The sequence below is a fragment of the Pyxidicoccus trucidator genome (assembly GCF_010894435.1).
Taxonomy (GTDB): Bacteria; Myxococcota; Myxococcia; order Myxococcales; family Myxococcaceae; genus Myxococcus; species Myxococcus trucidator.
The window spans coordinates 250,520-272,520 of record NZ_JAAIXZ010000010.1 but is presented as its reverse complement, the minus strand read 5'-3'; the positions used below and the strand labels follow the sequence as shown (position 1 = coordinate 272,520).

18 protein-coding genes are annotated in these 22,001 nt (G+C 70.6%); 5 read left to right on the top strand and 13 right to left on the bottom strand.

Annotated features, from left to right (window positions below; all coding sequences use genetic code 11):
* Nucleotides 1-28 precede the first annotated feature (28 nt).
* A complete protein-coding gene (locus tag G4D85_RS27325; protein ID WP_164016940.1) occupies nt 29-1,516 on the top strand; it encodes a TraB/GumN family protein in 1,488 nt (495 codons plus the stop codon).
* A gap of 19 nt (nt 1,517-1,535) precedes the next feature.
* Here G4D85_RS27325 and G4D85_RS27320 read toward each other — a convergent pair whose 3' ends face one another.
* From G4D85_RS27320 to G4D85_RS27290, 7 genes are all read right to left on the bottom strand, one after another.
* Nucleotides 1,536-2,084 (bottom strand): isochorismatase family protein, encoded by a 549-nt coding sequence (locus G4D85_RS27320; RefSeq protein WP_164016939.1) that lies wholly within the window; start codon nt 2,082-2,084, stop codon nt 1,536-1,538.
* Nucleotides 2,085-2,159: 75 nt separating this feature from the next.
* Nucleotides 2,160-2,579 (bottom strand): MerC domain-containing protein, encoded by a 420-nt coding sequence (locus G4D85_RS27315; RefSeq protein WP_164016938.1) that lies wholly within the window; start codon nt 2,577-2,579, stop codon nt 2,160-2,162.
* The gene (locus G4D85_RS27310) at nt 2,573-4,306 is read right to left on the bottom strand and encodes a tetratricopeptide repeat protein (RefSeq protein ID WP_164016937.1); all 1,734 of its coding nucleotides are present in this window, start codon (nt 4,304-4,306) and stop codon (nt 2,573-2,575) included. The genes G4D85_RS27315 and G4D85_RS27310 overlap by 7 nt, the downstream gene beginning before the upstream one ends.
* A gap of 10 nt (nt 4,307-4,316) precedes the next feature.
* Nucleotides 4,317-4,895: a hypothetical protein gene (locus tag G4D85_RS27305; protein ID WP_240359519.1), complete on the bottom strand. Its 579-nt coding sequence runs from the start codon at nt 4,893-4,895 to the stop codon at nt 4,317-4,319.
* Nucleotides 4,896-5,028: 133 nt separating this feature from the next.
* Complete coding sequence (locus G4D85_RS27300; protein WP_164016935.1) at nt 5,029-5,523, bottom strand: hypothetical protein; 495 nt, start codon at nt 5,521-5,523, stop codon at nt 5,029-5,031.
* Nucleotides 5,524-5,833: 310 nt separating this feature from the next.
* A complete protein-coding gene (locus tag G4D85_RS27295) occupies nt 5,834-6,268 on the bottom strand; it encodes a hypothetical protein (RefSeq protein WP_164016934.1) in 435 nt (144 codons plus the stop codon).
* An 80-nt stretch (nt 6,269-6,348) separates the two neighbouring features.
* Nucleotides 6,349-8,001: a thiamine pyrophosphate-binding protein gene (locus tag G4D85_RS27290; RefSeq protein ID WP_164016933.1), complete on the bottom strand. Its 1,653-nt coding sequence runs from the start codon at nt 7,999-8,001 to the stop codon at nt 6,349-6,351.
* 220 nt (nt 8,002-8,221) lie between these two features.
* On the opposite strand from G4D85_RS27290, the gene G4D85_RS27285 reads away from it, so the two are divergent.
* The 3 genes from G4D85_RS27285 to G4D85_RS27275 all read left to right on the top strand — a co-directional run bounded on the left by G4D85_RS27285 (nt 8,222) and on the right by G4D85_RS27275 (nt 11,819).
* Complete coding sequence (locus G4D85_RS27285) at nt 8,222-9,694, top strand: hypothetical protein (protein WP_164016932.1); 1,473 nt, start codon at nt 8,222-8,224, stop codon at nt 9,692-9,694.
* 97 nt (nt 9,695-9,791) lie between these two features.
* On the top strand, nt 9,792-10,502 hold the full coding sequence (locus G4D85_RS27280; protein WP_164016931.1) for a Bax inhibitor-1/YccA family protein: 711 nt from the start codon (nt 9,792-9,794) through the stop codon (nt 10,500-10,502).
* A gap of 150 nt (nt 10,503-10,652) precedes the next feature.
* Nucleotides 10,653-11,819: a lytic polysaccharide monooxygenase gene (locus G4D85_RS27275; RefSeq protein ID WP_164016930.1), complete on the top strand. Its 1,167-nt coding sequence runs from the start codon at nt 10,653-10,655 to the stop codon at nt 11,817-11,819.
* A 58-nt stretch (nt 11,820-11,877) separates the two neighbouring features.
* Here G4D85_RS27275 and G4D85_RS27270 read toward each other — a convergent pair whose 3' ends face one another.
* From G4D85_RS27270 to G4D85_RS27245, 6 genes are all read right to left on the bottom strand, one after another.
* Nucleotides 11,878-13,137, bottom strand: coding sequence for a DUF7305 domain-containing protein (locus G4D85_RS27270; protein WP_164016929.1), 1,260 nt, complete (start codon nt 13,135-13,137; stop codon nt 11,878-11,880).
* 89 nt (nt 13,138-13,226) lie between these two features.
* Entirely contained in the window at nt 13,227-14,153 is a 927-nt protein-coding gene (locus tag G4D85_RS27265; RefSeq protein WP_164016928.1) for a tetratricopeptide repeat protein, read from the bottom strand.
* Complete coding sequence (locus G4D85_RS27260) at nt 14,150-14,740, bottom strand: RNA polymerase sigma factor (protein ID WP_420821727.1); 591 nt, start codon at nt 14,738-14,740, stop codon at nt 14,150-14,152. Before G4D85_RS27260 ends, G4D85_RS27265 begins: the two co-directional genes overlap by 4 nt.
* A gap of 34 nt (nt 14,741-14,774) precedes the next feature.
* Nucleotides 14,775-15,944, bottom strand: a complete 1,170-nt coding sequence (locus G4D85_RS27255) for a hypothetical protein (RefSeq protein WP_205525729.1) — start codon at nt 15,942-15,944, stop codon at nt 14,775-14,777.
* Nucleotides 15,945-16,071: 127 nt separating this feature from the next.
* The gene (locus G4D85_RS27250) at nt 16,072-17,883 is read right to left on the bottom strand and encodes a glycosyl hydrolase family 18 protein (RefSeq protein WP_164016927.1); all 1,812 of its coding nucleotides are present in this window, start codon (nt 17,881-17,883) and stop codon (nt 16,072-16,074) included.
* Between the two features lie 177 nt (nt 17,884-18,060).
* Nucleotides 18,061-18,402: a (2Fe-2S) ferredoxin domain-containing protein gene (locus G4D85_RS27245; RefSeq protein WP_164016926.1), complete on the bottom strand. Its 342-nt coding sequence runs from the start codon at nt 18,400-18,402 to the stop codon at nt 18,061-18,063.
* Between the two features lie 603 nt (nt 18,403-19,005).
* Here G4D85_RS27245 and G4D85_RS27240 point away from each other — a divergent pair.
* Entirely contained in the window at nt 19,006-21,795 is a 2,790-nt protein-coding gene (locus G4D85_RS27240; protein ID WP_164016925.1) for a vitamin B12-dependent ribonucleotide reductase, read from the top strand.
* Nucleotides 21,796-22,001 lie beyond the last annotated feature (206 nt).

Sequence of the window (22,001 nt, the reverse complement as noted above, 5' to 3'; positions counted from 1 at the left end):
CTGCTTGCTCCTGGCCGGAGGACATTCCATGTACGCCCGTTGGTTGATGCCGTGGCTCGTCATGTTGGCGGTTGGCTGTGCGCACTCGCCGAAGTCCGCGACGGGAGGGGTGCCGGAGTACGAGCACGTCTTCCAGAAGCCGCTGGCCGAGGCGCTGGCCGCCACGCGTGAGCTGCTGGAGTCGAAGGGCTACACCTTCGAGGAGACCCAGGACCCCAGCCAGCTCCTCACCACCTGGGAGGAGCCGGACCTGAAGGGAAGCCGCAACAACACCTTCACGCGCTACCTGGTGACGGGCATCGCAGTGGGCCCCCGACAGTCCGTGGTCCGCATCTTCCGGATGAAGCAGGAGACGTTCGGAAACGACATCGAGTGGCGCACCCCGTGGTGGAAGGTGCTCGCCGAGCGCCAGGAGGCCCTGGGCCAGGCCTTCGTCAAGCACGCCGACCTGAGCGAGAGCAGCATCAACAAGCGCCTGAGCGCCCTGCGCGGCCTGCAGCGCGGCACGCGCGACCTGGAGCTGGAGAAGGAGCTCACGCTGCGCCTGGAGTCGGGCCCGTCCATCGAGGTCATCAGCGGCAACGTGAAGCAGGACCCGCTGCCCACGCCCGTGCGGGACTCCGACTTCTACCTCGCCCGGTGGAAGGACACGGCGCCGAGCGTGGACGCGGGCCTGTGCGGAGACGCCGTGCGAGGCCTGGACGAGCTGCTGATTCCCGGCCTCACGCTGCTCATCGGCGAGCAGCTCGGCTCACGCGAGGCCCCCGCTGTGGTGGGCAACGTGGTGTGCCAGTCGGCCGGCACCGGACTGCCCGTGGTGCTGGGCCTGTCCATCCCCCGCACGGAGCAGGAGCGGCTGGACCGCTACCTCGCCAGCCCCGGCGCTCCCGCCGACCAGGATGCGCTGCTGGAAGGCCGCTTCTGGCAGCGCCCCTACCAGGACGGCCGCAGCAGCCGCGCCATCTTCGGCCTCATCGACCACGTGCGTGCGATGCGCGCCGCGGGCTTGCGCGTGACGCTGGTGGCCTATGACACCGACACCGCCCGCGCCAGCGAGCGTGACGCAGAGCTGGCGAAGGTGTGGGCGCAGCGCCGCAAGGCCCATCCGGACGAGGTGCACATCGTCCTGGCCGGCAACACGCACACACGCACCGTCTCCGGTACGCCGTGGGACCGCGACTTCACGCCCATGGCGCACCACCTGAAGGAGGGACTCCTCGTGGTGCTGGAGCTGGGCTACGCGCAGGGCACGCGCTGGGGCTGTGACCTCAACCGCGCCGGCAAGCTCCAGTGCGGCTACATCGGCGCGACGCCCTCCGAGCGGGTGGCTGCGCCTCCCGGGCAGTCGGCCTACATCCAGCGCTTCGAGACCCCCACGGACGAGGGCTTCCACGGGCTGCTCTACGTGGGCGAGCTGACGCCGTCGCTCCCGGCCATCTCCAAGGACCTGGCGCCGCCGCCGCCGACCGGCATCCGCCCGCCACCGCCGACGTACAAGCCGCCGTCGATGTACTAGCGGCGCCGGGGCCCTGGCGTCAGCGGACCGCGGCGGAGACCTTCTTGAACTCGGGCGTGCCCGCGCGCCCGAGCAAATCGAACAGCGCGGTCTCCACGGTGGCGACCTGCGCGCCAGCATCCCGGCACAGGTCCAACCCCACCCGGCGGTCCTCCGCCGAGCGCGACAGCACCGCGTCCGCCAGCAGGAAGGGCGACAGCCCGCGCTCGACCAGGTCTCTCACCGTCTGGAAGACGCAGATGTGCGCCTCCATGCCGGCCACCAGCACCTGCCTCCGCTGACCGAGCGCCGCCAGCACCTCCGGCACGGCCGCGCTGAACTCCAGCTTCTCCACCGGCTTCACGTCCCCCAGGCGCATGCGCACCAGCGAGTGCGTGGGGCCCAGCCCCTTGGGGTACTGCTCCGTGAGGATGATGGGGAGGCCGAGCGCGCGCGCCCCTTCGATGGCGGCGTTGGTGCGCATGAGCATCCGGTCCAGTGTGTCCCGGTCCATGGCGGCGCACAGCCGCTCCTGGATGTCCACGACGAGCAGCGCGGTCTGGTCCAGCGTGAGGCGGAAGGTGGGCATGCCCTCCTCTCGCGCGAACCGCTCCGGCCCGTCAAGCGGCGCAAGCAGGGCACCGCCCCCGGGCGACGCTCCGGCTCACGTCGCTTCGGCAGGACAACAGTCCCGGCACAGCGTGCGGTTGCGCCCATGGGCCACCGCCATCACCCCGCCGCCCAGCAGCGTGAGGCCCGTCTCCCACGGCCCGGCGGCGTCCTCCGGCACGAGGAAGGCCCCGCCCGCCAGCAGCCCCACCCCCAGCGCGGCGAGCCCCAGCGCGGAGGCCCGCCGGTGCACGCGCCAGCCCGGCACGAAGGCCGCCAGCGCGCTCACCGCCACCAGCGCGAGCAGCCAGCGGTGGATGGCCTCGTCCGCCAGCACTCCGGCCACCGCCACCGGCAGGAGGCCCAGCACCATGGGCAGCAACACACAGTGGACGATGCACAGCGCGGAGAGGAACTGCCCCACGCCGTCCCAGCGTGAATTCGTCGTCGTCGTCGTATCCAAAGCGGTCAACAAGACACCTTCTCCAGGGCCCGGAAGGCCGGAGCGTCGGCCTCCTGGGCGGTCAGCAGCTCCGCGGGGCGCACCAGTCTCAGGACGCGGCCCCGGCCGGCGATGAAGGTCCGCGCGCGCCGCAGCTCCGGCAGGTGCGCGTCCGCGTGGCGCCAGCAGTCGAGGAAGGCGGTGAAGCCCGCCACCGCATCGTCCCACGCGCCGAGCGCCACGTGGACCTCGGCCTCGAGCAGGCGGAAGTGTCCGCAGCCGGGCCGCTCCGACACCAGCTTGAGCGCCAGCTCCAGGGCCCGGTCCTCGCGGTCCGAGCGCAGCCGCAGGCGGGCCAGCGTCTCACGGGCCGGGCGAGAGAAGGACGCGGGGCCGGCGGCGCGCAGGCGGCGCTCCAGGCGCAGCGCCCGCGTCAGCGTGGCCTCGGCGCGGCCCGTGTCTCCGCGGCGGGCCTCCAGCGAGCCGCGCAGCTCGTGCGCGGCCACCTCCACCACCCGGGCCACGTCGCGCGGGCACAGGAAGCGTCCCTCCGAGCGGCGCTCCTCCGACAGCGGCGGGTGGAGCGCATCGAGCGCATCGCACGCGCGCTCCGCCTCCACCAGCTTCCCCGCCTCCAGCGCGCTCACCCCGCGCGTGTAGTGGCGCACGCCGTCGCGCAGGGCGCGGTCCGCGAGGGTGGCGGACTCCTGCAGCTCCAGGGGCACGTCCGCCGCCGCGCGGCAGAAGCCGAAGCGCAGGTGCGCGGACACCATGGACAGCGCCGCGAAGACGAGCGCCTGGGGCTCGCTCCCCGCCCCCTCCACGCGGTGGCGGAGGCGCCGGGCCCAGGACTGGGCCTCGGTGTACTGCCCCGCCTCCAGGCAGCCCTGGGCGAGCAGCCGCATGGCGGCCTCCGCGCTCGGGGCCGCCGGAGCGGGGAGCGCTTCCCGGGCGAGGTACGCGTCATCCGAGACCACCGCGGCCTCCAGCGCGCGGCGCGCCTCGTCGCCCCGCCCCACCCGCTGCAACAGCCGGCCCGCAGCGAGCAACGCCGGGCTTGCGGCGGGCGCCAGTTGCACCAGCCGCCGCGCGCTCTCCAGGGCCGCCTCGGGCCGCGCGCTGTGCAGCATCGCCTGCACCCACGCATGGTGCACGCCCGCGTGGTCTGGGTGCGTGCGCAGCAGCTCGCGCAGCAGGGCCTGCGCATACGGCTGGCCCTGCCCGGGGCGGCCGTCCGTCTCGTAGCCGTCCAGCAGGAAGCCGGCCAGGAGCAGCCGCGCCTCGGCGTCCTCGGGGTAGCGGTCCACGAGGCACTCCATGTCCCGCACGAAGGCCTGGCGGCCATTGGCGGGGCCCTTGTCCGCGAGCAGGCTGGCGGCGACGACGTAGCGCTGCTCCAGGTCCGACGAGCCCTCGCTCAGCGCCAGCGCGCGGCGGGTGGCCTCCGCGCGAGGGCCGGCGAAGCGCGCGCCCGGGCCCCGCGTCAGGGCCAGGCCCCACCACGCCATGGCCAGCTCCGGGTCCTGCCGCGCCGCCTCGGCGAAGGCGCGGCGGGCCTCCGCGCCCCAGCCCAGGTGCAGCAGCCGCAGCCCCTGGTCGAAGTACGCCTGCGCCAGCGGCACGCGGGTGCGCACCTCCAGGTGCGCGGTGCCCAGCCCCTCGCGCAGCGGAGGAGGCGGAAGGGCGTCATCCGCGACGTCCTCCCAGGGGACCTGGATGTAGATGGACGGCTCGTCGGCTCGGAGAAGTCGCGCCAGCATGATGTCCTCCTCAGGCCCCGGAGACCGGGGCGGTACAGGCGTTGAATCCAGAATCCAGTGAGCGGATGCGCGAGCCGAGCCGCCACCAGGCGGAGGCCAGCGCATCCGCCGGCACGGGAGACGCCTTCCGTCGCGCCTCCAGACAGGTGTGCCTCCAGCCGGGACCCATTTCCCGCGCCACCCATTCCTCATGACGAGCCAGCCAATCCGCCATCGACACCAACACCTCGCGGGCACCTTGCTGCTCCGCGCCCGTGGCGGGCTCGCGCCACGGGCCCAGGTCCTGCACCCGGAAGGCAGGCCGCGCGGGCGCCGCCTCCAGCAGGCGCGGGGTGAAGCCGTCCCTGGGAACGAAGACGGCCTCCCCGCACTCACACAGCACTCCGAAGCCCCACATCACCAGGCGCCCTCCGCCCGGCAGGTCCACCGTGTACGCGCTCTGTCCCTCCATGCCCTCGGGACGCACCTGGCGGACGAGGCCCCGGCGCGCGAGGAGGTTTCCCTCGGGACAGAGGACGTCCCTGCCGAGGCACCACATGGACACGTCGAACAGTCGCTCCCCCTCGCGGAGCAGCTCGCGGGGCAGCATGGGAGTGGACCTCCCGTCGGGCAGGGAGCGCGAAAAGGCATCCATGTGCTGCACCTCTCTGGGGGTAGAGAGGCCGGCGCTCGCGCCGGCCCGGGGTTGTGAGACAGCAGCCGCGGCGGTGTCGCCGGTCCTGCTAGTCGTGGTCGTGGTCCTCGTGCGCCGCCTCCTCGATGACGATGGAGACGGACGCCGTGGGAGTGGGACCGAAGGTGAGCGTGTGCGTGCCCACCGTCATGGGCACCACGTGGCGGCCCTTGATGTCCGTGCACTGAGAGGAGCTCTTCGTGCTCTCCTCGATGTCCACCACGGCGCCGCTGGAGTCGCGCACGGTGAGGGGCACGTCCGCGCCGGTGAAGATGACGTAGTCGGTGGCCTCGTCCGCGGCGAAGGACACGGAGCCCGTCTTCCCGCCCGCGCCATCCACCAGGGTGATGTCGTAGCGGCGGTGGTCATTGTCCACGGCCGGTGCCGTGCCGGTAAGGGTGGCGGTGACGGCGGTGGACGGCCCTTCCTGGAGGTGCTCGCACCCCTCGACGTCGACGTTCTCCTCTCCTTCTTCGTCGTCGCCACAGGCGGTGGCGAGGAGCGCGGTGGACATCAGGAGGGCGGCCAGGAGCTTCTTGTTCATGGTGTAACTCCACGGGTTGTACTGCGGGTGTGCCATGGCCACCACGCCGCCCCGGACACCGCCTGTAAAGGCAGTGCCAACGCGGACGCGAGGCAATGGAAGACGGGGCGTAGCACGCGCCTACAACGGCGAACCGAGGCGGGCGGCGTCAGCGGGGAGCGCGCGAATGGACGTCAGGCGATGCGCGAATGGGCCTGTATTCCCCGCGGCCCAGGGACGACGGGCGCAAGGCAGGGGTCATCCACGGGCGACGGACGCCGCACGGCGTACGGGTGCCGTACCGACGTGCGGAGGAACACGCTCCCAGGGCTCACGCGCGAGGCGGAGACGCCTTGGGAGCCAGGTGCAGCCGGGCCACGGGCTCCGCATGGAAGCGGAACACCGCCAGCGCGGGCGCGGAGCGGGTGGGTGCTACCGAGAGGAGCGCGGTGCTCTCCACCGGAGGCGGGGCCTCACGGCGGAAGAAGGCGTGGACACAGTGGGCGTCCATGCCATGCGCCTCGACGGCTTCCCGTCGGGACGCGACGCGGGCATCGTCGAAGGAGTCCTCGACCTCGCCCGCGCCGTGCGCGCCTGCATCCTCCACGTGAATCACTTCGCCGTGCTCCAGACACGTGACGTGCTGGACGAGGGCGAAGTGCATGACGCTGCCCACGTACGCCAGCGCACACACGAGCGCGAGCGGCAGCGCCAGGCGGCGCGACCGGACGAGACTCACGGGCTGGCGGTGGGTGGAGCGGCTCACGTCGGGGGATTCCTGGATGAAATGCGATTGCATTTCTAAGCCAGACTCACGGCGTGTGCAAGTCAGACCGTGTCACTGATTCACACGGCATACCCCATCGCACCTGCCTTCACCGGAGCGTCCGGGTCCAGCAACACGTTGACGCACGCCACGGTGCCGCTGGCGAGCGCGCGCTCCAGCGCGGAGCGGATGTGCGAGGGCTCCGTCACGAACTCTCCATGTCCGCCAAACGCCTCCACCACCTTGTCGTAGCGCGTGGGCGCCAGCCGCGTGGCGGGAGACTTGTCCTCGCCGAACATCTGCACCTGCGGCAGGCGGATCTGCCCCCACGCCGCGTCGTTCCCCACCACGCACACCATGGGCAGCTTGAAGCGCACGGCCGTCTCGAAGTCGAAGCCGTTGAGGCCGAACGAGCCGTCCCCCTGCACCACCCAGCAGGTGCGCTCCGGATGCAGCACCTTCGACGCGAGCGCGAACGGCGCGCCCACGCCCAGGCAGCCAAGCGGTCCCGGGTCCAACCACCGGCCAGGGCGCCGCAGCTCCAGCACCTTGGCCGCCATGGCCACCCAGTTCCCGCCGTCCGCGATGAACACCGGGTCCTGCCCCGCGGAGTTGGCCACCTCGGACAATTCCTTCGCCAGCCGGTAGTGGTGGATGGGCGTGCTGTCGCTCTTCGCCCACTCGTCGATGGTCGCCTGCCGGCGCGCCTCGCCCTCGCGCAAGGTGGAGAGGAGCGTGTCGCGCCGCGCGCGGTCCGCGCCCTGCTCCAGGGCGGTGAGCGCGCTGAAGCTGTCCGCGATGAGGCCGACGTCCACGGAGCGGTTGCGGCCCAGCTCCGTCGGGTCGATGTCCACCTGCACGATTTTCGACTCGGCGCCGAAGGTGGGCTCCGCGCCGTAGTTGAGGCGGAAGTCGAAGGGCGTGCCGATGACGAACACCACGTCCGCGCCGCTCAGCGCCTCCTTGCGCGAGTGCTGGAAGAACAGCGGGTGGCCCGCGGGCAGGCAGCCCCGCCCCGCGCCGTTGAGGAACACCGGCACCTGGGCCCGCTCCGCGAAGGCGCGCAGCGCGTCCCACGCGCCGTCCCACCAGATGGACGAGCCGGCGAGGATGGCCGGGCGCTCGGCGGCGCGCAGCAGCGCCAGGGCCTCGTCCACCTTGCGGGGGTCCGGCGCCACGCGCGCGTCCGTGCGGTAGCGCTCCGGCATGCGCAGCGACTCCTCGTCCACGCCGTTGCAGAGCACGTCCCACGCCAGCTCCAGGAACACGGGCCCCGGCCGTCCGGAGAGCGCCACGCGGAAGGCCTTCGCCAGGTAGTGCGGCACCGCCTCCGGCGAGGGCACCCGGTCCGACCACTTGGAGATGCGGTGGAACAGGTCCACCTGCTCCATCTCCTGCAGCGCGCCCCGGCCCTGGTTGAACGTGGGCGCCGCGCCACCGAGCAGCAGCATGGGCGAGCTGGCCGCGTACGCATTGGCCACCCCGGTGAGCGCGTCCGTCACGCCCGGGCCCGCCGTCACCACCGCCACGCCCATGCCGCGTGTCAGCCGGGCATAGGCGTCCGCGGCGTGCGCGGCGGCCTGCTCGTGCCGGGTGTCGATGAGGGAGATGCCCTCCTCCACGCACGCGGCGTAGATGGGAGCCACATGCAGTCCGGAGAGCGTGAAGAGGTGCCGCACGCCCTCCTTCTTCAGCATCCGCGCGACGAGCTGACCACCGCTGACCATGCCCATGCCCGAGCCTCCTGTGCTGGAAACAGCGGGCCGGGAGCCACCCACCCGGCGCCAGCCCCCCTGGCGAGGAGGCAATCGTGGCGCAGCGGGTCCTCGCTGACCACGGGTATTCAAGAATCGCGGGGATTGGGGCCACCGGGCGGATGGACCGGTGAACCAGTCCGGGCGTAGGGTGCGCGCGCCCGGGGAGGCCCGGGCCATCCTCCGAGGACAGGACTTCGTGCAAGAGTTCATCGACGTGCTGCGGAGCCAGGCGCGCCACATCGCGCCCGAGCTGGCCCAGCTCGCCTACAAGCGGGGCCTGGCGGTGACGCAGCAGGACGGCACCACCCGGCCCATCCCCATCACCGCCACCCCCGTGGTGCTGGACGCCGCGGAGATTCGCCGCCGCGCCGAGCTTTCCGCCCGACTGGCGTCCGCCACCGTGAAGATGGCGCGCGCGATTCTCGGCGGAGACGATGCGCAGGAGCTGCTGGGCGCCCTCTCTCCGCTCGAGCGCTCCCTGGCGGAGCAGACGTGGCGCCAGTCCGCGCGGCTGACCACCACGCGGGTGGACTACTTCGTCGCCGACGGCAAGCCATGGGCGCTGGAGGTCAACGCCACCATCCCCGCCATGCAGGGCTATTCGGACATCGCGGCGCGCACCTTCATCGAGGTGGTGGGGCGCTACTTCCGCTACCCGGAGAAGGCCCTGGGCTCGCTGCTCGCCCTCAACGGCAGCAACTCGCTGGCGCTGTACCGCGCGCTGCTGGACGGGTACGCGGCGGAGCGCAACGGGAAGCTGCCGGACACGGTGGCCCTGCTGTGCCGCCGCAACGACGCGCAAATCACGGAGCTGCGCTGGCTGTGCGAGCGCTTCCGCGAGTACGGCGCGGACGCGGACGTGGTGCACCCGGACGAGGTGTCCGGCGACGACGCCTTCGTGGTGCGCGGCAAGAAGTATGACCTGGTGTACCGGCACCTCTTCGTGCGGCGGCTGGAGGAGACGCCCTCGCCGTGGGTGGAGGACTTCCTGCGCGTGGTGCCGGGGAAGAAGGCGGTGTTCCTCAACCCGCCCGCCTCGCAGGTGGAGGTGAAGGCGACCTTCGCCCGCCTGTCGCAGGCGCTGTCCGAGCCCCGGCTCGCGGAGGCCGCGGGCCTCACTCCGGACGAGCTGGAGGCCGTGCGCGCCTCGGTGCCGTGGACGCGCGTCTTCCGCCCCGGTCCCGCCCTGGGGCCGGACGGTGCGCGCACCGAGGACCTGGTGGCGCTGGTGGCCGCGGACCCGAAGCGCTTCGTGCTCAAGCGCTCCTGGGACTACGGCGGCAAGGCCGTGTTCCTGGGCCGCTCGGTCGGCACGGTGCCGTACACGGAGCGCGTGAAGGCCGCCTACGGCGAGCCGCTGGGCTGGCCGGAGCTGTGCGCTCGCGCCGCGGCGGACCCGGCGGGCGGCGGCTTCGTGGTGCAGGAGATCGTGGACACGAAGCCCGAGGACCACCTGGTGTGCGAGCAGAACGGCACCGTGCTGCCGTCGTCCTTCTTCGTGGATTACTCGGCGTATGCGTCGGTGGGGCTCGCCCGCCAGCCTGCCTGGGGAGGGGTCTGCCGGGGCTCCATGTCGGAGATCGTCAACATCGTCGGTGGAGGCGGGGTGCTGCCGCTCATCACCACGGAAGTGGCCTCCAAGCTTTTGCTGGCATGGAAGGCCATTTAAGGGGCTTCACGTGGGCCGGTCCGCGAGCATGACGCGGATGGACACGCTATAAGGACGCGTCGCCGGGAACACCCCGGCATGAAAGGAACCAAAGTTCATGGCCTGGGAAACTTCCGGATGGCAGCAGGGCGCGAGCGCCCCTGTCGACTCCGTGCTGGTGCAGGAGTCGCAGCGCGCGTTCATGTCGCGCGTCCACGGATGGATGTTCGGTGGGCTGTTGGTCACCGCCATCGCGGCCCTGATGACGGTCAGCAACGAGCCGCTGCTTCGCGCGGTCATCAACTTCCGCATGCCGCTGCTGCTGGTGCAGTTCGGCGCGGTGCTGGCGCTGTCCTACCTCGCTCCCCGCCTGTCGGGTCCGGTCGCCGCGGGGATGTTCCTCGGCTACTCGGCGCTCACGGGGATGACGCTGTCCATCTTCTTCCTCATCTACACCGCGGGCAGCATCGCCCAGGCGTTCTTCCTGACATCGGCTGTCTACGGCGCGATGGCGGTCTACGGCACCGTCACCAAGAAGAACCTGAGCGCCTGGGGCACCTTCCTCTTCATGGGCCTCATCGGCGTGGTGCTGGCCAGCGTGGTCAACATCTTCATGCGCAGTGACGCGATGTCCTTCGTCGTCGCCTGCGCGTCCGTCATCGTCTTCGCGGGCCTGACGGCGTACGACACCCAGAAGCTGCGGGAGATGCACGCCAACCACGGCTACAGCAGCGCCGCCACGGTGAGCATCGTCGGCGCGCTGACGCTCTACCTGGACTTCATCAACCTGTTCATCGCCATCATGCGGCTGGTCGGCAAGCGCCGTTAGTCGCCCGCGAGCCACGGGCTGTTTCACGAAGCGGCGGTGCGAGCCTCTCCCGAGGCAGCACCGCCGCTTCTTTTTTGTCCGGGGGCGATGACCCGAAATCCCATCGTGCGTCCTCCCTTCCTCCTGCCGCATTGCTCACAGGAGGAAGGGATGTCCCCCGCAACCTCGAAGTCCTTCGCAGCATCGCTCGTCGTGTGTTCCCTGCTGTCCGCCAGCGTGGCCCTGGCGCATGGTTCCATGGAGGTGCCACTCAGCCGTGTCTACGGTTGCTTCAAGGAGGGACCGGAGACGCCGAAGTCCGCCGCGTGCAAGGCCGCCGTCCAGGCAGGAGGCACGCAGGCGCTCTACGACTGGAACGGCGTGCGCCAGGGCAATGCCAATGACCGCCACCGGGAAATCATCCCGGACGGGAAGCTGTGCAGCGCCGCGAACGAGAGCCACAAGGGGCTGGACCTCGCGAGGACGGACTGGCCGGCCACGCTGATTACTCCCGACACCAGCGGCCGCTTCGAGTTCGTCTTCCACGCCACCGCGGTCCACGCCACGGGGTACTTCCAGCTCTACGTGACGCGGGAGGGGTACAACCCGTCGCTTCCGCTGAAGTGGTCGGACCTGGAGGCGAACCCGTTCTGCTCCGTGACGAACGTCTCCGCGCAGAACAACCGCTACCGGCTGAGCTGCCCCTTCCCCCAGGGGAAGACGGGTACGCACGTCGTCTACGGAATCTGGCAGCGCTCCGACAGCCCGGAGGCGTTCTACGCCTGCACCGACGTGAAGTTCAGCGACACGCCGCCGCCGCCGGCCACCTGGAAGGAGCTGGGCCAGGTGCAGGCGCGTGAGGACCTGCCCTCCGGCAGCAAGGTGACGTTCCGTCTGTTCGACGCCGAGGGCCGGGATGCCGAGTCCCATGTCCTGTCGCTGGACACGGCCTCCACCGCGGCGAACTGGATGTACCGCCTCGCGCAGCGGGTGAACACCGCGTCCAGCCGCGTCCAGGTGGGCGTGCTCCAGACGTCAGGGAGCGTGGTGCCGGTGGAGAGCGCCACGGGGAACCGCGTCTACGCGCGCGAGACGAGCTACTCCTTCCAGGTCGACCTCGTGAAGCCGCCGCCCGGAGGTGGTGACGGAGGCACGGGCGCGCTGAAGTACCCCGACGGGCTGTCCGGCTACGTGGCGGGGACGGTGGTGGAGGGCACGGATGGGCGGCTCTACCGGTGCAAGCCCTTCCCCTACTCGGGTTGGTGCAAGGGCGCGGCGTCCCACTATGCGCCGAGCTCCGGCAGTCACTGGCAGGACGCGTGGGAGCTCATTCCCTGAGTCGTGAGCCCTCCTCCGGTGGCGGTGGGCTTCGAGCCCTCGCCACCGGGAGCGGGCGTCATTCCCCCGGGCACCCGGCGCCCGCGTCGAGCACGTCGGCGTCGTAGTGAAGCCGAAGGGGCGCGGCGGCCTCGAGGTGCCGGACGAAGACAGAGCCGAACACGTCCGCGTTGCCGCTCAGGCTCAGCTGCGCACCCGGAGCGTAGAGGTTGCCGGCGAGCGTGCTGCCAGCGGAGACGGAGAGCACGCTCGAACGCGTCAAGTACACGCGGACTCGCGAGGGCATGGACGTGGAGCCCAGCACGAGCGGCCCCGCCACCGAGACACGGCCGCCGATGAACAGGTCCAGCTCACCCGGAGGCTGGACGTCCACCGTGAGGCCCTCATCCAGGTCGGCTCCGTCCTGGATGAAGAGCGCGGTACGGGCGCGAATGGTGAGCGTGGCCGGGCCGACTCCGGTGATGCGGCTGAGGAGGAAGCGCCCGCATGGCAGCTCCAGCGTGCGCTCGCCGGGGAGGTCTTCCAGCGCCGCCGCGTCGAGGCCGATGGCCGCGTTGTCGTTGTCCCGAGCGTGGTGGTCGATGAGCGCGGCGACGTCGACCTGGGACGCGGCCTCACAGGCACAGGGAGTGACGGCGTCCACGGGCTCGCGGCGCACCTCCGCTGCCTGCGCGGGGCCTGGGGTGAACTCCGGTGGCACGGTGAGGATGCCGCCGACGGTGAGGGAGGCGAGTGACACGTCACCGCGCACACGGGCATCCCCCATGACGGATGAGGAGCCGCTGCTCCCGGTGAGCGGCCCGCTGCTGGCGAGCCCTCCGGCCACCTCGAGCGTCCGTCCGACCTGGATGCCGCCGGCACCACCCACGCGCAGCGTGCCTCCCACGGAGACCGAGTCATTGACGGAGAGGCCGCCATTCACCCCGACGTCACCGCCCTGCCCTCCCGGCGAGTACGGCCCCTGCGAGCCACGGAAGGCATCGGTCTCCATGGCGGCACTGAGCGCGAGCCCTTCGCAGGTACACAGCGCCTGACGGAAGGTCTGCTCGGCGAGGCGTCCGCTGCACGTGCGTGTCCCTCCGTCGGCGTCACCCAGGACGATGAGCGGTCCCTGCCCGGCGCAGTACGCGGTCCAGTCATCGGGAGGAAGTCCGCTGTCGGCCAGGCCCCCGTCCACCGGCGGCACGTCCTCCCCCGCGTCCGACGAGCCCGCATCCCGCGAGTGAAGCGTGGCCACGAGGTCGCCGCGGGTACAGCCGGTGGTGAGGACTCCCGCCAGCAGCAGCCAGGGCCCCCAGTGTCGCGTCCCAGGCCTCATGGGCCGGAGAGCTCCCCCAGCCGGAGCCTCACCCTGGCGCCAGGCGGCGAGTCGGGATGACGTGCGAGCAACGCCGCCACGCTGCCGTGTCATGGGCCGGAGAGTTCCCCCAGCCGGGTCCTCGCCGTGGTGCCGAGCGGCGAGTCGGGGTGGATGGCGAGAAACTCCTCCAGCGCCCGCGCCTCGGCCTCCCTGTCACCGAGCGCGCGCCAGGCCTCCGCGATGCCGTGGCGGGCCTCCTGACCGAGCACTCCATGTGGCTGGATGCGCAGTGCCTCCTGGAACTGGCGGAGCGCACCGCGCGCATTCCCCAGGTGCTCCAGCCGGAGCGAACCCGAGGCGACCCGCGCGACATACGACGCCAGGGACGAGGGCTGCGCGCGGATGACGTGCAGGTAGAGCGCCTCCGCCTCCTTCCACCGGCCCACGGCCCGGAGCTCATTGGCCTTCCGCAACAGGTCCTCCGGCTCGGCGTCGGGAGGAATCCGCGCGGGTGCCTCCGGCCGGGGTTGGCGGACGACAGGCGCGGCGTCGTCGCGCGGCGAGGCCTCCGAGGGAGCCGGAGCCGGTGGCCTCGCGACACGCGGCGGAGCGGAGGCAGGCGGCGCGGAGCCCACGGCCTGCGCGGGGACGGGTGGCTCGGCCTCCACGGGCCGTGCGGAGTCCTCGGTCGGCTCGGAGCCAACCCCCGGCGCACTGTCGCGCTCGGCCCGTGGCGTCTCAGGAATGGACGTCGTCACCTGGGGCTCTTCGGTACTCGCAGGACGCGCGAGGCTCCAGGCGGTCGCCGCCGCGGCGCCAGCGAACAGGACCGCGCCCGCCATCAACCACACCGGGGGCAGCTTTCCCCCCACACGCGGCCGGGGCGGCGTCTCGGGAGTCCCCGCCTCCAGCGCGGCCAGCACCAGCGCGGCCGACTTCTGCCGGGAGATGCGACGCGCCGGCCCCGCCTCGCCATCGAGCGGCGCGAACAGGTCATCCACCGACTCATCCCCCTCTTCTCTCGACCGACTCATCCCTCCCCCTCCCCCGCGGCGGCCAGCGCACGAAGCGCCGCGCGCCCCAGTCGGAGCCGGCTGCGCACGGTCTCGAACGGAATGCCAAGCTCCGTGGAGATCTCCGGCACGCTCAGCTCCAGCACATGGTGCAGCACCAGCGCATGTCGCTGCTCCGTCGACAGCTTGTCCAGCAGCGTCACCATGTGGCGCCGGTGGACATACTCGTCCGGCTGGGCGTCCTCGGACGGCACCGCGACCAGCTCCATCGGCCCATCAGCGTGCCGGGCCTCGCGGCCTCTCGCTCGCTTCAGCCAGGCGAACGTCGCACGCACCACCACGCGGTCCGCCCACGCGTTGAACCGGCCCTCGCTCCGATAGCCAGGAAGCCCTCGCATCAAGGCGATGAGCCCTTCCTGGGCGATGTCGTCCACGTCCGCGTCACCCCGCACCAGATAGCGCACCAGGTTGCGCACGCGGGGCAGCAACTCCATCAACAGGGACTCGGTCGCCTCGCGCCGGCCCTGGATGGCCGCCTGGATGCGGGGGTCCTCTGCCTCGCGGGGGGCAACGGTGACATGTGAGCCCGAGCTCCTCATTTCCGACATGGAGAGCACCGGGGTCGAAATCGGGTCATCGGGCTCACAGAAAAAACACCATCGCCAACCCCAGCCGGGGGCGGACGGCCCATCCATCACCGCGAGGCACGAAGTTCCCATCGATTGCGTATCCCAGCGCCGGCCGTCCCAGGAGCAGCTCGGCGGAGAGGCTCGCCTCGAGGGCGAACCGGGTGGCGGGGCTCCAGCGGGCGGAGAGTCGTGGCCCCAGGAGCAGCGCGAGCATGGAACTCGAAGGCTCGGCCTCGACTTCTGGCGTGAGCGCCTCCGTGCCGCGGGAGAAGGCCACCGCCCCGACTCCGAGCCCGGCGGAGCACTCCAGGGGTCCGGTGGACACGAGGAGCAGGTCCGCCCACAGCGTGGCGGCGTACTGGCCCAGCGACACGCGGGTGTACTCATCCCGCAGCCGGGCCGGCCGCCCCGCGAGGAACTGGAGCCCCAGCCGCAGTGAGCGGCCCTCCCACCCGGCCCCGAGCAGCAAGCCCTGGTGGCCCCCCTGGGTGTACCCGTCGAGCGCCGCTTGCGCGCCCACAGCCAGCATCCAGCGGTCTCCTGAAGACGCGGCCGGAGACGAGGCTTCCGAGATCCGCTCGGGGGCGGGCGCGGACACAGAGGACGAGTTCATCCCCCCGTCCACGTCTTTCACCGGGGCCTCGGCGGTGTGCGGTGGCAGGGGCCTGCCCGCTTCCACGGCACCTGCCGGAGCAGAGCCCCCGGACGTCTCCACCACCTCGCCGAGAGGCTGGCCCGCATCCACCGCCCGCAGCGCGGAGCGGACGGCGAGCGCCAGGGCCTCGGCGCCAGCGGACCACTCCAGCGAGCCGGGCCTTCCATCCAACCGGGCGGAGCGAACGAAGAGGTGCCTGCTCGCGGGCTCGGCGACCTGGACGCGCACGTCAGGCCCCTCACGAAGGAACCAGAGGACGGCGCGGGCCTCGTGGCGCTTCGCGAGTTGCTCCGCCGCGCGCCAGCGTGAAGCAGGTGCGCCATCGAGCGGAGCCCCCGACTCCGCCACCAGCAGCACGGGCAAATCACTGCTCTGCCCGCGCACGCGCTCCAGGAGGGCCGCGTCCTCGGCGGTGGCGACGCGGGCCACGGTCCGCCACGGCGCGGAGGCCCTCGCGGCGCCCGCGAGCAGTACCAGCAGCACGCTCGCGAGCATGCGCCGTGACACGACGGCCGCCGCCAAGGACATGCGATGAACCCTAGCGCCTGCACCGCGAGGACAGAAGCTCCGCGCGGTGCGAGCGCCACCGCATGGGTCCGTGCGTGTCTGCCTTCACGGACCCACGTGCGTCTGGTGATACGGGAATGCGCCGCTCTCAGTGCAGCTTCTGGTAGAGCGCGTCGACCAGGGTGCCGTCGTCGCCGCTCAGCTCCCAGAACATCGCGCCGCCCAGGCCCTTGCTCAGGATGTAGTCCGACTTGGCGCCCATGCTCTGCGCGTCGTCATACGCAATCCACACCCGCGACGAGGGGCTGTACACGTAGGCCTGCTTGCTCTCCGGGTGGAAGAACTTCGTGTACCCGGAGCCCGCGCGCTCGTAGTTGACCTTGATGTCCTTGTAGTCGAACACGCCCGTCAGCCCCGAGGAGCCGTCATCCCACGTGCCCTTCGTGGGGACGCCGCTCTGGAAGAGGCCGTTGTTCACGTTGGGCACGCTGCCCCACCCACGGCCGTAGAACGGCACGCCGAGGACAATCTTGGACGCGGGCACGCCCAGCTCCAGCATCTTCGCCACCGTCCCGTCGCTGTAGAACCCGTCAGCGGCTCCGGGGTCTCCGGTGACGCGGTTCAGCGACGAGTGGAAGTTCACGGTGCTCTCGAAGGCACCGTGGTAGTCGTAGCTCATCACGTTGATCCAATCGAGCACGTCAGACAGCTTCTTCGTCTCCTGCTTGTTGGCGAGCAGGTCCGGCGACGCGCCCGAGGCGATGGTGAGCAGGTACGCCTTGCCCGTCTGCGCGGTGACGGCGTTGAGCTGGCTGCGGAACTCCTGCATCAGCAGCGTGTAGTTCTGCTTGTCCGCGGGGCTGTTGGAGTTGCCCGGCAGGCCGCCGCCGACGGGGTACTCCCAGTCGATGTCGATGCCGTCGAACACGCCCGTGCCGTGGACCGGGTCGACGCCGGGGAACTGCCCCCGGATGTAGAGGTCCACGCAGGACTTCACGAACGCCGAGCGGGTGGCCGTGGTGGCCGCCACGCGCGAAAAGTGCGTGGACCAGGACCAGCCGCCCACGGAGATGAGCAGCTTGAGCTGCGGGTTCGTCCGCTTCAGCTCCTTGAAGGCGCGGAAGTTGCCGCGAAGCTGCCCGGGGTCCCACTCGCCGGGGTAGCCACCGCCCTTGTCGATGTCCGCGTACGAGTCCCCGAGGATGCACTTCCCATCCGCGGAGACGTTGGAGAAGGCGTAGTTGATGTGCGTGAGCTTCGCGGCCGGCACGTTCGACACGTGGTAGTTGCGGCCGTAGATGCCCCACGCGGTGAAGTACCCGATGATGCGCTTGCCGCCGCCCGGAGGCTGACCGGGCAGCTCCACCGCGACTGTCACCGTCTTCGTGCCCACGTTCCCCGCGGCGTCGTAGGCGCGCACCGCGTAGACGTACGAGCCGTTCTGGTTCCAGCTCGAGAAGGAGCGGCTGTACTGCCCGCTCGTGGCCACCACCGCGCCGTTCTCCAGAATCTCCACCTTCGTCACGCCCACGTTGTCCGTGGCGGTGGCGTTGAGGTTCAGCGTGCCGGCGGCGGTGAAGCGCGTGGCGCTCGCCGTGAGGTTCGCGGTGGGCGCGATGACGTCGCCGCCCGTGCCCGCGTCGCTCCCGCTTCCCGCGTCCGGGTTGCCCGTGCCCGCGTCGGTGCCGCCACCGGAGGCGCCCAGGTCCAGCCACAGCGCGGCCACCGCCACGGGCGTCCAGTCCGCCTGCGAGGTGTGGGCCTGACGGCACTCATAGAGGCGCCCGCCGTAGGTCACCTGCGTGCCCACCGGGTAGTAGACGCCGACGGACCAGGCCGCGGCGAGCGACGCCGTGAGCTGCGACTCCTCACCAGACTCGGGCGCGGAGGCTTCCGGACTGCAACCAGCAACGGACAAAGCGGTGGCGACAAGGCCCCAGGCCCACCTGCTGCGACGCATGCGTGTGCTCCTCGCCGCGATGGAGGACAGCAGGACAGCGGCCCGGGACGAGCGTGTCCCGGGGCCCTGCACCTGTCCGTCTCCGCGCGGCCTCTCTGCGGGTTCACGCAGAAGGAGTCACGCACCGATTATTTCGGGTTAATCCCGTGAAGCGCGGCGTCTGGCGCGCCCGGGGCGTCAGCCCTCCGACTTCTCCTTGCGGGTGAAGGGCATCATCAGCCGCTCCACGGGGCGGCCGTTGATGAGGTGCTGCTCCACGATCTCCGGCACGTCCTCCACCTTCACGCCGCCGTACCAGGTGCCCTCCGGGTAGACGACGACGGAGACGCCGAAGGCGCACGTGTCCAGGCACCCGGCGGCGTTGGCGCGCATGCCACCCTTGAGCCCGCGCTTGTCGAGCTCGTCCTTGAAGGCGGCGCGCACCTCCTCCGCGCCCTTGCTGGCGCAGCACCCCTTGGGGTTCCCTTCCGGGCGGCGGTTGGTGCAGACGAAGACGTGGCGCTTGAACGGAGGAGGCATGTCCGCCTCCTAACGCGACGGACACGTGAAATCGACGCCCGCGTTCACCACCGGACCGCCCGGCAGCGGACCCGGGCTCCGCTTTCTGGCCGGGCCACTGGTCTCCCGTAGGATCCGTGCACAGACTCCCAGCAAACGTCTTCCAGTGATCACGGCTGCTTGCCCGGGAGTGACCATACATGACTCGCCATATGGCCTCTGGCACTGCAAAGCATCTGTTGCTACCGCCACGGACTGGCTCTAGATCGTCGGTCCCCGCCGCGTGCCGCTACAAGCATGCAGCCAGCCGTAGCACCCGTCATCTTCAAGACCAAGACACCATTGATAGTGGGTGTGACAATGCCTAGCACTATACATGGTGGATGCGGTTTCTTGACGGAGTTGCCACGGAGATCGTATCTATCCGCTCGCCCGGCAGGCAGGCGGGCACTCTCCAAGACAGCTTCCGGCGCGGTTGCGCCCCTCGAAACGCTTCCCGAGTCCCGGCTGGAGTCCCCCCGCAGCTGTTCGCGGGCGATCTCCAGATCCTGAGGGATCTCGCGGCCTTGGCGTTTTGCAAAATTTTGCATTCTGACACTCAGTGAACCCCGCGGAGGTGGCGAGATGGACAAGGAGCTGAGCCCGAAGCCGTCAGTGAACGGGAAGGAGCGACGCAACGGGCGAAAGGGGCGCGCGGCGGCTACGGGATTGACCGTGGAGCGCTTCTTCACCACTCCGGGGGTGGACCCCGCGGATGAGCTGGCCTGGGAGTACCGCAGCGCCAGCATCACCGGAGAGGACGGCAAGGCCGTCTTCGAGCAGAAGAACATCGAGGTGCCGAAGTCCTGGTCGATGCTGGCGACGAACGTCGTGGCGTCGAAGTACTTCCGGGGCACGCCGGGCACGCCGGAGCGCGAGACGAGCGTGCGCAAGCTGGTGGCGCGCGTGGTGGACACCCTCACCCAGTGGGGCGTGCAGGGCGGCTACTTCGCCACGGAGACGGACCGCGAGTCGTTCCACGCGGAGCTGACGCACCTGCTGCTGCGGCAGAAGGCGTCGTTCAACTCGCCCGTCTGGTTCAACGTGGGCGTGGAGGCGCAGCCGCAGTGCTCCGCGTGCTTCATCAACAGCGTGGAGGACTCGATGGACTCCATCCTCACGCTGGCCCGCACGGAGGGCATGCTCTTCAAGTACGGCAGCGGCACGGGCAGCAACCTGTCCTCCATCCGCGGCAGCAAGGAGCTGCTGGCGGGCGGCGGCACCGCGTCCGGCCCGGTGTCCTTCATGAAGGGCTTCGACGCCTTCGCCGGTGTCATCAAGAGCGGCGGCAAGACGCGCCGCGCCGCGAAGATGGTCATCCTCAACGCGGACCACCCGGACATCCTCGAGTTCATCCGCTGCAAGTCCGCCGAGGAGAAGAAGGCCTGGGCGCTCATCGACGCGGGGTATGACCCGTCGTTCAACGGCGAGGCGTACTCGTCGGTGTTCTTCCAGAACTCGAACAACTCGGTGCGCGTCACCGACGACTTCATGAAGGCCGTGGTCAACGACGGCGCGTGGACGACGAAGAGCGTCCGCGACGGCCGGCCCATGGACACCCACCGGGCTCGGGACTTGTTCCGCGAAATCGCGGAGGCCGCGCACCTGAGCGGCGACCCGGGCATGCAGTTCGACAGCACGGTGAACGGCTGGCACACGTGCTCGGGCACGGCGCGCATCAACGCGTCCAACCCGTGCTCGGAGTACATGTTCCTGGACGACTCGGCCTGCAACCTGTCGTCGCTGAACCTGATGCACTTCCGCACCATCGACGGCGAGTTCGACGTCACGGCCTTCAAGCACGCCGTCGACATCATGCTGATGGCGCAGGAAATCATCGTCGGCTACTCGCGCTACCCCACCGAGCGAATCGAGAAGAACAGCCACGACTTCCGTCCGCTGGGCCTGGGCTACGCGAACCTGGGCGCGCTGCTGATGGCCACGGGCCTGCCGTATGACTCGCCCGCCGGCCGCAACTACGCGGGGGCGATTACGTCGCTGATGTGCGGCGAGGCGTACGCGATGAGCGCGCGCATGGCGGAGAAGCAGGGCGCGTTCGCGGGCTACGCGAAGAACGCGGAGCCCATGCTGGGCGTCATCCGCAAGCACCGCAAGGCGGCGTACAACATCGCTCCGGAGGGCGTGAGCGAGGAGCTGTACGCGGCGCAGAAGGAGTCCTGGGACGCGGCGCTGGCGCTCGGTGAGGAGCACGGCTTCCGCAACAGCCAGGTGACGGTGCTGGCCCCCACGGGGACCATCGGCTTCATGATGGACTGCGACACCACCGGCATCGAGCCGGACATCGCGCTCATCAAGTACAAGAAGCTGGTGGGCGGCGGCATGCTGAAGATCGTCAACCAGACGGTGCCGCTGGCGCTGGAGAAGATGGGCTACCCCCAGACGCAGGCGCAGGACATCATCAGCTACCTGGACAAGCAGGAGACGATTGAGGGCGCCCCGCACCTGAAGCCCGAGCACCTGCCGGTGTTCGACTGCGCCTTCAAGCCCGCGCGCGGCCAGCGCAGCATCGGCTGGATGGGGCACATCCAGATGATGGAGGCATGCCAGCCGTTCCTCTCGGGCGCCATCTCCAAGACGGTGAACATGCCGTCCAACGCCACGGTGGAGGACATCGAGAAGGCGTACCTGGAGGCGTGGAAGCGCGGCCTCAAGGCGATTGCCGTGTACCGCGACGGGTGCAAGCGGACGCAGCCGCTCAACACGTCGAAGGACGCGGTGAAGGAGACGAAGGCGAAGGTGGCCGAGCCCGTGGCGCAGCAGCCGGCCGTGAAGCCGGAGCCCCGCGCGGTGCGGCGGCGCCTGCCGGACGAGCGCCGGTCGATCACGCACAAGTTCTCCATCGGTGGCCACGAGGGCTACCTGACGGTGGGCATGTACGAGGACGGGACGCCGGGCGAGCTGTTCATCGTCATGGCGAAGGAGGGCTCGGTGGTGAGCGGGCTGATGGACAGCTTCGCCACCAGCGTGTCCCTGGCGCTCCAGTACGGCGTGCCGATGAAGGTGCTGGTGGACAAGCTCAGCCACACCCGCTTCGAGCCGAGCGGCTTCACGGGCAACCCGGCCATCCCCATCGCCAAGTCGATTACGGACTACATCTTCCGGTGGCTGGAGCTGAAGTTCCTGCCGAAGGAGGACGAGACGGAGGACGCGGTGCTGGCCTCGCCAGCGGTGGCCCCCGCGCAGCAGGCCCTGCCCGCCGAGGTGGTGGCTCCGCCGCCGCAGGTGTCGGGGCTGCGCGCCACGTGGCTCAACCAGGCGGACGCTCCGCCGTGCCACACCTGCGGTGCGATCATGGTGCGCAGCGGCGCCTGCTACAAGTGCAGCAACTGCGGCGCCACCAGCGGCTGCAGCTGAGCCTCGCGCACCGCGCATGAAGTGAGGAGGGCTCCGGAGCACATCGCTCCGGGGCCCTTCCGCGTTTCTCCCCTCCCCTCGCGTCACCGGTTCCCGCCACCGACGGAAGGCGCGGAATGACGGTTCCTTCCGCGTCGACCTGGCCTCGGGAGGGTGAGCGCCAGTCGACGGACGAGAGCGGAATGACGGTTCCTTCCGCGCTCGTC

Coding starts and splice junctions, on each gene's coding strand:
- G4D85_RS27325 (WP_164016940.1), top strand. CDS start 29: ATGTACGCCCGTTGGTTGATGCCGTGGCTCGTCATGTTGGCGGTTGGC.
- G4D85_RS27320 (WP_164016939.1), bottom strand. CDS start 2,084: ATGCCCACCTTCCGCCTCACGCTGGACCAGACCGCGCTGCTCGTCGTG.
- G4D85_RS27310 (WP_164016937.1), bottom strand. CDS start 4,306: ATGCTGGCGCGACTTCTCCGAGCCGACGAGCCGTCCATCTACATCCAG.
- G4D85_RS27305 (WP_240359519.1), bottom strand. CDS start 4,895: ATGCTGCCCCGCGAGCTGCTCCGCGAGGGGGAGCGACTGTTCGACGTG.
- G4D85_RS27300 (WP_164016935.1), bottom strand. CDS start 5,523: ATGAACAAGAAGCTCCTGGCCGCCCTCCTGATGTCCACCGCGCTCCTC.
- G4D85_RS27290 (WP_164016933.1), bottom strand. CDS start 8,001: ATGGGCATGGTCAGCGGTGGTCAGCTCGTCGCGCGGATGCTGAAGAAG.
- G4D85_RS27280 (WP_164016931.1), top strand. CDS start 9,792: ATGGCCTGGGAAACTTCCGGATGGCAGCAGGGCGCGAGCGCCCCTGTC.
- G4D85_RS27275 (WP_164016930.1), top strand. CDS start 10,653: ATGTCCCCCGCAACCTCGAAGTCCTTCGCAGCATCGCTCGTCGTGTGT.
- G4D85_RS27270 (WP_164016929.1), bottom strand. CDS start 13,137: ATGAGGCCTGGGACGCGACACTGGGGGCCCTGGCTGCTGCTGGCGGGA.
- G4D85_RS27265 (WP_164016928.1), bottom strand. CDS start 14,153: ATGAGTCGGTCGAGAGAAGAGGGGGATGAGTCGGTGGATGACCTGTTC.
- G4D85_RS27260 (WP_420821727.1), bottom strand. CDS start 14,740: ATGTCGGAAATGAGGAGCTCGGGCTCACATGTCACCGTTGCCCCCCGC.
- G4D85_RS27255 (WP_205525729.1), bottom strand. CDS start 15,944: ATGTCCTTGGCGGCGGCCGTCGTGTCACGGCGCATGCTCGCGAGCGTG.
- G4D85_RS27250 (WP_164016927.1), bottom strand. CDS start 17,883: ATGCGTCGCAGCAGGTGGGCCTGGGGCCTTGTCGCCACCGCTTTGTCC.
- G4D85_RS27245 (WP_164016926.1), bottom strand. CDS start 18,402: ATGCCTCCTCCGTTCAAGCGCCACGTCTTCGTCTGCACCAACCGCCGC.
- G4D85_RS27240 (WP_164016925.1), top strand. CDS start 19,006: ATGGACAAGGAGCTGAGCCCGAAGCCGTCAGTGAACGGGAAGGAGCGA.